The organism is Streptomyces sp. NPDC059003, from assembly GCF_042740445.1.
Classification (GTDB): domain Bacteria; phylum Actinomycetota; class Actinomycetes; order Streptomycetales; family Streptomycetaceae; genus Streptomyces.
This window is the reverse complement of record NZ_JBHYJH010000264.1, coordinates 1-8695: the sequence shown is the minus strand read 5'-3', so window position 1 is coordinate 8695 and position 8695 is coordinate 1. Positions and strand designations below refer to the sequence as shown.

8 protein-coding genes are annotated in these 8695 nt (G+C 68.9%); 1 reads left to right on the top strand and 7 read right to left on the bottom strand.

Features of this window, described 5'->3' with window-relative positions:
• Positions 1-106 precede the first annotated feature (106 nt).
• The 5 genes from ACFWZ5_RS42780 to ACFWZ5_RS42760 all read right to left on the bottom strand — a co-directional run bounded on the left by ACFWZ5_RS42780 (position 107) and on the right by ACFWZ5_RS42760 (position 6436).
• The gene (locus ACFWZ5_RS42780) at positions 107-1243 is read right to left on the bottom strand and encodes an ABC transporter ATP-binding protein (protein ID WP_384804826.1); all 1137 of its coding nucleotides are present in this window, start codon (positions 1241-1243) and stop codon (positions 107-109) included.
• 11 nt (positions 1244-1254) lie between these two features.
• Positions 1255-2388, bottom strand: a complete 1134-nt coding sequence (locus ACFWZ5_RS42775; protein WP_384804828.1) for an ABC transporter ATP-binding protein — start codon at positions 2386-2388, stop codon at positions 1255-1257.
• Positions 2385-3386 (bottom strand): ABC transporter permease, encoded by a 1002-nt coding sequence (locus tag ACFWZ5_RS42770; RefSeq protein WP_384804830.1) that lies wholly within the window; start codon positions 3384-3386, stop codon positions 2385-2387. Before ACFWZ5_RS42770 ends, ACFWZ5_RS42775 begins: the two co-directional genes overlap by 4 nt.
• 170 nt (positions 3387-3556) lie before the next feature.
• Complete coding sequence (locus ACFWZ5_RS42765; RefSeq protein WP_384804832.1) at positions 3557-5329, bottom strand: ABC transporter substrate-binding protein; 1773 nt, start codon at positions 5327-5329, stop codon at positions 3557-3559.
• A 102-nt stretch (positions 5330-5431) separates the two neighbouring features.
• Positions 5432-6436: an ABC transporter permease gene (locus ACFWZ5_RS42760; RefSeq protein WP_384804834.1), complete on the bottom strand. Its 1005-nt coding sequence runs from the start codon at positions 6434-6436 to the stop codon at positions 5432-5434.
• 160 nt (positions 6437-6596) lie between these two features.
• Between ACFWZ5_RS42760 and ACFWZ5_RS42755 the strand changes: the two genes are divergently transcribed.
• Positions 6597-6854: a hypothetical protein gene (locus tag ACFWZ5_RS42755; protein ID WP_384892500.1), complete on the top strand. Its 258-nt coding sequence runs from the start codon at positions 6597-6599 to the stop codon at positions 6852-6854.
• Here ACFWZ5_RS42755 and ACFWZ5_RS42750 read toward each other — a convergent pair.
• Together ACFWZ5_RS42750 and ACFWZ5_RS42745 are read right to left on the bottom strand one after the other, a co-directional pair.
• Entirely contained in the window at positions 6836-7612 is a 777-nt protein-coding gene (locus ACFWZ5_RS42750; RefSeq protein WP_384804836.1) for an enhanced serine sensitivity protein SseB C-terminal domain-containing protein, read from the bottom strand. The two genes, ACFWZ5_RS42755 and ACFWZ5_RS42750, sit on opposite strands and share 19 nt — an antisense overlap.
• 199 nt (positions 7613-7811) lie before the next feature.
• Positions 7812-8591, bottom strand: a complete 780-nt coding sequence (locus ACFWZ5_RS42745; RefSeq protein ID WP_384804838.1) for an enhanced serine sensitivity protein SseB — start codon at positions 8589-8591, stop codon at positions 7812-7814.
• Positions 8592-8695 lie beyond the last annotated feature (104 nt).

Sequence of the window (8695 nt, the reverse complement as noted above, 5' to 3'; positions counted from 1 at the left end):
AGTGGGAAGGGCGGGTGGGTGGGGAATCAGCCCGTCCGGCGTTTGAGGACGAGGCCGCAGGCCGGAGAGAAGGGGGTCTGGGGGCGGAGCCCCCAGTAGGGGCGCGCTAGTCCGACTTGGTCGAAGCCGCGTCGGCCTCGTCGGCCGCCGTCGTCACCGTCACGACGTCAATGGCCTCCTTCGCCGCCGACAACAGCTTCGTGTCCTCCGGCGCCTGATCATCCGCGTTCTCGGGATGGTGGCACGCCACCTGGTGCGAGCCCTCGAGGGCGAGCAGCGGCGGCTCCTTGACCGCACAGATCTCCGTCGCCTTCCAGCACCGCGTGTGGAAGCGGCACCCGGTCGGCGGGTCGATCGGCGAGGGCACGTCCCCGCGCAGCAGGATGCGGTCGCTCTTGGCGCCGCGCCGCTTGGGGTCGGGCACCGGCACCGCGGACAGGAGCGCCTTGGTGTACGGGTGCATGGGCTTGGTGTACAGGTCCTGGCGGTCCGCGAGCTCGACCATCTTGCCGAGGTACATCACCGCGATCCGGTCGGACACGTGCCGGATGACCGACAGGTCGTGCGCGATGATCACGTACGTGAGGCCGAGCTCGTCCTGGAGGTCGTCGAGGAGGTTGACGACCTGCGCCTGGATGGAGACGTCGAGGGCCGAGACCGGCTCGTCCGCGACGACCAGCTTCGGCTTCAGGGCGAGCGCGCGGGCGATGCCGATGCGCTGGCGCTGACCGCCGGAGAACTCGTGCGGATAGCGGTTGTAGTGCTCGGGGTTGAGGCCGACGCGCTCCAGCATCTCCTGGACGGTCTTCTTGATGCCGCCCTCGGGCTTGACGCCCTGGAGCCTGAAGGGCGCGCCGACGATCGTGCCGATGGTGTGCCGCGGGTTCAGGGACGAGTACGGGTCCTGGAAGATCATCTGCACGTCGCGGCGCAGCGGCCGCATCCGGGCCGTGCCCAGGTGCGTGATGTCCGTGCCCTCGAACTCCACGCGCCCGCTGGTCGGTTCGAGCAGGCGCGTGATCAGCCGCCCCATCGTCGACTTGCCGCAGCCGGACTCGCCGACGACGCCGAGGGTCTCACCGGGACGCACGTCGAAGGTGAGCCCGTCGACGGCCTGCACGGCCGCGACCTGGCGCTGGAGCAGCCCCTTCTTGATGGGGAAGTGCTTCACCAGTCCTTCGACCTTGAGCAGCGGCTCCGGCGCCGCTTCAGGGGCGGGTTTCGCCTGCTGGGGGATGGTCATGTCCTGGTCCTTCACAGCTTCGGCGCGATCTCTTCGGTCCAGATCTTGGTGCGCTCCTCGCGCGACATGTGGCAGGCCGAGTAGTGCCCGGAGCCGACCTCGGTCAGCTCGGGGCGCTCGGTGCGCGTGATCCGGTCCTTGGGTACGTCGGCGTAGGGGCAGCGCGGGTTGAAGGCGCAGCCGCTCGGCAGGTTGATGAGGCTGGGCGGGGAGCCCTTGACCGGCACGAGCCGCTCGGTCTCCTCGCGGTCGATGCGCGGCATGGAGCCGAGCAGGCCCCAGGTGTAGGGGTGCTGCGGCTCGTAGAACACCTGCTGGGCGGAGCCGCGCTCGACGCAGCGGCCGCCGTACATCACGAGCAGCTCGTCGGCCATCTCCGCGACGACGCCCAGGTCGTGGGTGATCATGATGACCGCGGAGCCGAACTCCTTCTGCAGGTCCCTGATGAGGTCGAGGATCTGCGCCTGGACCGTCACGTCGAGGGCCGTCGTCGGCTCGTCGGCGATCAGGAGCTCCGGGTTGTTGACGAGCGCCATCGCGATCATGGCGCGCTGGCGCATGCCGCCGGAGAACTCGTGCGGGTAGGAGTCGACCCGCTTGTCCGGCTGGGGGATGCCCACCCGGTCGAGCATCTCGATGGCGCGCTTGCGGGCGACCTTCTTGTCGACGTCGTTGTGGACCCGGTACGCCTCGGTGATCTGCTTGCCGATGGAGTAGTACGGGTGCAGCGCGGACAGCGGGTCCTGGAAGATCATCGCCATGTCGCGGCCGCGCAGCTTGCGCACCTCGTCCGGCGGCGCGCTCAGCAGCTCGGTGCCGTTCAGCCAGATCTCGCCGGACAGCTGCGCCCTGCGGCGGCCGTACTGCCCGGCCGTGTGCAGGCCGAGGATGCCGAGCGAGGTGACGGACTTGCCGGAGCCGGACTCGCCGACGATGCCGAGGGTGCGGCCCTTCTCCAGGGAGAAGCTGAGCCCGTCGACGGACTTGACCAGGCCGTCGTCGGTGGGGAAGTGCACCTTGAGGTCGCGCACCTCGAGGAAGGCGGAGGAAGCGGGCGAGCCGGAGACCACTTCGCCGACGGCGGCGCCGGACTTGGTGGCGGCGCCCTCCTCGGGCGTCGCTCCGCTCTTGGACAGTTCGGTCATCCCAGCCTCACTCGCGGGTCGATGACGGCGTACAGAAGGTCCACGACGAGGTTGGCGATGGCGATGGCGAGGGCCGCGCACAGGGTGACGCCGAGGATCACGGGCAGGTCCTTGCTGCTGATGGCCCTGACCGCTTCGAGGCCGAGGCCCGGAAGGTTGAAGGTGGACTCGGTGAGCACGGCGCCGCCCATGAGGACGCCGAGGTCGAGTCCGAAGACGGTGAGGATCGGCGTCATCGCGGAGCGCAGGGCGTGTCTGCGGATGACGACGGCCTCGCCGAGGCCCTTGGCGCGCGCGGTGCGGATGTAGTCCTCGCCGAGGACTTCCAGCATGGTGGCGCGGGTGAGGCGCGCGTACATCGCCGCGTTGAGGAAGGCGAGCACGATCCACGGCAGGAGCAGCGTCTGGAACCAGACGTCGATCGAGTCGTCGGTACTGAGGCTGTCCGCGATCTTCACCCAGCCCAGGTTGTGGACGAAGATGCCCATCGCGATCATGCCGGTGAAGAAGACGGGGAGCGAGACGCCGCCGAGGGCGGTGGTCATCGCGGCCCGGTCCCAGATGGTGCCGCGCTTGAGCGCGGAGACCACACCGGTGGCGACACCGGCGGCGAGCCACAGGACGCAGGCGCCGGCGGCGAGCGCGCCGGTCACGGGCAGGGCGTCCTTGAGGGTCTCCCAGACGGGGGCCTCGGTGCGGAAGGAGTAGCCGAAGCACGGCGCCGGGCAGTGCGTGACGTCGCTGCCGTTGCTGTAGTCCCGGCCCATCGGGATGCCCTTGATGAAGTCCCAGAACTGGACGAGCAGCGGATCGTCGAGACCCAGCTTGGTCCGGATGCCCTCGAGCTGCTCGGCTCCGGCCTGCTTGCCGGCGAAGAGGACGGCGATGTCCTGTCCCGCCCACTTGGGCAGCATGAAGAAGACGGTGAAGGTCGCGAGCAGTACGACCAGCACCATGACGATAACGGCGATCAGGCGCCGGATGAGATAAGCAAGCACTGTGCGCGGCCCGGCGATGGCCTTCAGCCCCCTCGTGAGGGGTTCAAGGCCACCGCCCGGGGCCATCACCTGCCCTTCGGACTGGCGGGATGCGGCGGCGGTGTGACGGACAGTCAACTACGGAACTACGGGGGCCGCGGCGGCGGTTGGCCGCCGCGGCCGGGGTGCTGCTACTTCTGCGTGACGCCGAGCGAGACGTAGTCGTAGCGGCCGTTGTAGGCGTCGTTCATGTAGGCGTTGGTCAGCCTCGAACCGCGCCAGGTGATGTTCTTCTCGTACAGGAACGGCATCCAGTCGGCCTGGTCGAGGATGCGCTTGTCGACCTTCTTGTAGATCTCACCGGCCTTGACCGGGTCGACCTCGGCGATCGCCTCGTCGAAGAGCTTGTCGATCTGCTTGTCCTTGATCTGCGACTCGTTGTAGTTGCCGTTCTCGACCAGGAAGCGGGAGTCGAACAGCGGCTGCGCGTAGCCCTGGCCGGACGGGAAGTCGGGGCCCCAGCCGGACATCTGCATGCTGTAGCCGCGCTTCTTCACCACGGAGGGCGAGCCGGTGATGCTCGCGGAGTCGGCGCCGTCGAGGGACTCGACCGAGACGTTGATGCCGACCTTCTTCAGCTGGGCCTGGAGCGCCTCGGCGGCGTCGACCTCACCCGGGTTGTTGTTGCGCGCGGTCAGCTTGGCGCTGAAGCCGCCCGGCTTGCCGCACTGCTTGAGCTCGTCCTTGGCCTTGGCGATGTTCGGCTTGCCCTTGCGCTCGAGGACGCCGTAGGGGTCGTACTCGCTGTTGCCCGGGATCGCCTTCGGGAAGGTGCTGTTGGCGATGTCGCCGGCGGCGAGCTTGCCACCGCGGGTCTGCTGCAGGGCCGCGAAGTCCGTGCCGTAGAAGACCGCCTTGCGGCAGTGGACGTTGTCGAACGGCTTCGCGGTGTGGATCAGGGCGACGTAGCGCACGAAGGACGTGTGCATGTTGTCGACGTTGCCGCGGTGGTCCTGGATGGCGGTGACGCGGCCGGACTGCGTCATGCCGGTGCCGTTCATGTCGACGTCGTAGTCGCCGGCCATCAGGCGCTTGTCGTTCTCCTCCAGGTTGGCGGAGATCGTCACGTCGATCTTGTCCGGCAGGGCCGGGCGGATCGGGTCCGAGGCCTTCTTCCACTTGTCGTTGCGGACCAGGACGATCTTCTTGCCGGGCTTGTACGTGTCGAACTTGTACGGGCCCGCCGAGAACGGCCGCGAGGTGTACTTGGCCTTGGTGTCCTTGGCCGCCTTGACCGGAGAGCCGGACGGCATGGCGAGGAACTGCTCGAAGTCACCGTTGCGCTTGGGCAGTTTGAAGATGATGGTCTTGTCGTCGGGCGTCTCGATCGCCTTCAGACCGAGCTTGTCCTTCGACCGGTCCTTGTACGGACCCGGGTACTCGCCCTTGGGGTCGAGCGCCTGGCGCAGGTAACCCGGGCCACCGGTGATGGTGTCCTTGGCCCAGATGCGCTCGATGCCGTACTTGACGTCCTTGGAGGTCAGCGGGGAGCCGTCCTCCCAGGTGACACCGTCGCGCAGCGTGTACGTGTAGGTCTTGCCGTCCTTGGAGATCTTCGCCGTGGACTCGGCGAGGTCCGGGACCAGCTTCGTGCCCGCCTTGCCCGGCTTGGTGTCGTAGGACACCAGCTGCCGGGTGTAGAAGCGCATGAAGTCCCAGGACATGCCGTAGTAGGCGCGCTGCGGGTCGGCGGAGTCGAGGTCCTGCTTGCCGACCATGCGCAGGGTGCCGCCGGTCTTCTTCGACGGGTTGGCGACCTTGTTCAGGGCGGCGTTATAGCCGGCGCCCTTGCCGTCGCCGTCACCGTCACCGTCGCCACTGCCGCACGCCGTGGTGGTGACCAGCGCCGCGACTACGAGGGCCGCACCAGCGGCAAGCCGTCGTTTCGGGGAAACTGTGGGCATTTTCGCGCAACCTCCGAGATTCGCGGTCCCTGGCCTGTAGCTGCCGGAGATCCATGGAAAGAGCCACCTGACATGCGGCAGGGGCAAGTCAGTTGGGTACTGCTAGCGGGTTCCCTTGGGGTCGAGCGCGTCGCGCAGCCCGTCCCCGAAGAGGTTGAAGGCGAGCACCGTGATGAAGATCGTCACGCCGGGGAAGACCATGAACATCGGGTCGTGCTCGTAGGTGGCGAGGGCGTCCCGCAGCATGCCGCCCCAGGAGGCGGTCGGCGGCTTGACGCCGGCGCCGAGGAAGCTGAGGGCGGCCTCCGTGAGGATGTTGGTGGGGATCATCAACGTCGCGTAGACGGTGATGGGGGCGACCAGGTTCGGCAGCAGTTCGCGGAACAGGATGTGGCGCCGGCCGCCGCCGAGGCTCTTGGCCGCCTCGACGTACTCGCGCTCGCGCAGCGAGAGCGTCTGGCCGCGCACGATGCGGCCGATGTACGGCCAGCCGAAGAAGCCGATCACCAGGACCAGGATCGCGACGCGCACGCTCGTGCCCTCAAGGCCGAGCAGGTCGTCCGGAAGGACCGAGACCAGGGAGATGATGAAGAGCAGCTGCGGGAAGGAGAGCAGCACGTCCATCACGCGGCTGATCAGCGCGTCGACCCAGCCGCCGAAGTAGCCGGCGATGATGCCGAACAGCGTGCCGAGGGCGACGGCGACGATCGCGGCGAGGAAGGCCACGAGCAGCGAGATCCGGGCGCCGTAGACGATCCGGCTGAAGACGTCACGGCCCTTGTTGGGCTCGACTCCGAAGAGGTAGTCGCCGCTGACGCCGCCGAGGGCGCCCTTGGGCAGGTTGGTCAGCTCGTCGAGCTTCTCCTGGTGGAAGTCGTTCGGCGGGTGGCCGAGCAGGCTCACGATCAGGGGCGCGAAAATGGCGACCAGGACCAGGACGAGCACGGTGATGCCGCCCGCGAGCGCGACCTTGTCGCGCTTCAGCCGGTTCCAGGCGATCTGCTTGAGGGACCGTCCCTCGACCTTCTTCACCCCTGCACCAGCTGCGGGGGCGACGTCCTTAGTGGGTTTCGCGTCCGCAGGTGTGTCATGCATTGGCGCCGTCATCGTGGCAGGGACCCCTCTCAACCGGCGGTGACCGGCCCGCACTTGCCGCTGTAGCGACGTGATCAGTCCGTCGTACACAGGGGCGAAGGCCCCTTGGAGCGGGAGTCTTCAACGGGGTTGCGATCTGTTACCAGCCTTGGCGGGGAATGGATGCGCAACCGTGATGCTGATCGAGGTGTTCCGTTATCCGGACGTTGCTGAACGCCGGGCGAACACGGGGCAGTTGGGGTCACAGGCGCCACAGGCGGCCATACGGCACCTGCCGCATCAGAAGGGGACATCGCGCACATCGGCGCTGCTCAGCCCGTCGCGCGGAAGCGAAATCCGGACAGTGTCCGGATCGTCGCGGTCGGCGTTCGCCGTGATTGCCCTTACCGTCCGGACATTTCCGGATTACGGTCAGTATTGCGCGGGATAGCCGTATCCACCGGCGGCGGGCGCGGGGGCCGCCTGTGCGTCACGGTCGTAGAACGGGCGGGCATTGGCGCGCAGCCACATCGCGACCGGGTCGTGCGGATCGGTCATCGCGACCGTCGACACGGGCAGGCCCTCGGGGACGGCGCCGATGGACTGCTGCATCATCGCGCGCACCGAGTCGACCGACGCGGGCGAGGTGTCGTACACATCGAGGCCGACGGCCAGGTACGGGGCGCCGAGGGAGGGCTGCACCCAGGCGCGGCGCAGCGAGCGGACCGCCGGGGTGCGGTGCGCGTTCTGCGTCAACAGGGCGTAGAACTGCGGGAGTTCGATGGTCGGCTCGGTGATCCTGAGCGGTCCTGCGGGCTGGAGGTCGATACCACTGGCGATCCGGCGCAGATCGAGCCAGGGGATGCCGACGCCGCCGCCCGGCGCGTGCGGGTTGAGCCAGAGGCCGTAGTGGTCGGGGTAGAGGGCGCGGGCCACGTCGAGGCCGCCGATCACCTCGTAGCCGCGGTTCCAGCCGCTGGCCGAGAGCTCCTGGGCGGAGGTCACGCACGGCGCGTAGCCGTACCCCTCGACCTCCATGTTCCCGTACTGCGCGTCCGGGGATCCGGCCTGGCCGTGCCAGAGCAGCATCCACACCTTGCCGTCGGCGAGGGCGTGCAGGAGCGCCTCGTACGCGTCATACCGCCCCGGCGTCACCTGGCGCAGCATGTGCTCGACTCGCCCGGCAGCAGCCGTGCCCGAAGCACTCACCCGTAACCGCCCCTTCGCGACATACTCGACGTACCCGACCTGCCAGCACGGCCGTGCTCCGACCGAGTCAAGGACCAGCTTAAGCGGGCCGAGGGGCCTTGAGCGTGGGTGTGCCGTGGTGATCGGCCGCGTGCTTGATTCCGTGCCTGATTCCGCGCCTGATTCCGTGCTTGATCCGGCGCTCGGCCGAATGCCCGGTTCAGTGCGCCGTGAAGAACGGCCGGACGCGCTGGCGCATCCAGTCGGCGACCGGGTCCTGGGCCACGTCCAGGAGGACGAGGTTGACCGGCCAGGGCACCGGGGTCCGGCCGAGCGCGCGGCCGAGCGCCGCGAGCGGCTGGTCGCGGGCGTCGCCCTCCCACGCGGACAGCTCGACGCCGATGAACAGCGTGGGGTCGTCGTCCTCGACGGTGGCGAGGCAGCGGCGGGCGCTGAGGATCACACCGGTGGCCTCGAACTCGCGGCCCGCGTCGGCCAGGAAGTCCACCGGGTCGTCCTGCCAGTCCGGTTCGAAGAGGCGTACGCGGCCGCCGCTCGCGGGGCCGTCGAGCTCCGTGCGGCCCGTGCGGCACAGCGCGGCCACCGCGGGGGGCGGCAGCGGGACGGCGACGGTGCCCTCCGGGTTCAGGGCGATGCCCAGCTGGGGCGGCAGGCCGCGGGCGAACTCCACGGCGGGCGCCACCGTGGCGCTCATGCGGCCGCCCGTGGCCTGCTGGAACTGCTGCTCCGACGTGAAGACCGGCACGTAGGCCTGGCCGTCGATCTCCAGGGTCGGCAGGTCGAGGGTGCCGCTGTCCGGGCTGCCGCCGTTGGGGAGCGGGATCCATACGTGGCTGCGGCCGAGGGTCTCGACGATGCGGGCGCCGGTCGCTTCGCTCGGCGGGGTGCCGAGTGCTGCCGCCAGTACCTCTTCGATTTCGTTGGCCGGCCAGCCGCTGTGTGGGTGCGCGTGCGCCGGAATGTCCCCCGGGAAGTCCATGGGTCGACCCTAACGCGACGCCGGCCGTCCCTCGCGGGGGCGCCCCAGACCCGCCCCTTCCCGAACTAGGGGCCAGCCCCTAGCACCCCGAAAAGCAATCGGCC

Bases quoted from the DNA above. Each gene is read 5' to 3' on its own strand.
- ACFWZ5_RS42775 (WP_384804828.1), bottom strand. From the start codon at position 2,388: ATGACCGAACTGTCCAAGAGCGGAGCGACGCCCGAGGAGGGCGCCGCC.
- ACFWZ5_RS42765 (WP_384804832.1), bottom strand. From the start codon at position 5,329: ATGCCCACAGTTTCCCCGAAACGACGGCTTGCCGCTGGTGCGGCCCTC.
- ACFWZ5_RS42745 (WP_384804838.1), bottom strand. From the start codon at position 8,591: ATGGACTTCCCGGGGGACATTCCGGCGCACGCGCACCCACACAGCGGC.
- ACFWZ5_RS42760 (WP_384804834.1), bottom strand. From the start codon at position 6,436: ATGACGGCGCCAATGCATGACACACCTGCGGACGCGAAACCCACTAAG.
- ACFWZ5_RS42780 (WP_384804826.1), bottom strand. From the start codon at position 1,243: ATGACCATCCCCCAGCAGGCGAAACCCGCCCCTGAAGCGGCGCCGGAG.